The 222-nt window shown below is 41.0% G+C and carries 1 protein-coding gene; it reads left to right on the top strand.

What is annotated here, in order from left to right:
* The coding region (locus S1OALGB6SA_RS10285) for a hypothetical protein (protein ID WP_195910348.1) at positions 1 to 222 on the top strand (222 nt) is incomplete at both ends.

Raw genomic sequence — 222 nt, 5'->3', positions numbered from 1 at the left:
AACTTGGCGTAAAACTCTGGAATACGATGCCAATCAAATCATTGTAAAGTCAGAGATTGGTGAAAGTGAACGGAAAGGAGAATACCGTTATATCTACGATGATGATGGGCTTCTGCAAACATACCAGAAGAAGAGGCCTGATTCTTCCACGGGCGAGTGGAAAACATATTCTACTAACTTCTACTATTATGAGGGGACAAAGCTGGTAAGAGTTGAAACTGA

The organism is Olavius algarvensis spirochete endosymbiont (assembly GCA_900608495.1).
Lineage (GTDB): Bacteria > Spirochaetota > Spirochaetia > DSM-2461 > DSM-2461 > UBA2779.
This window is presented reverse-complemented; position numbering and strand designations above follow the sequence as displayed.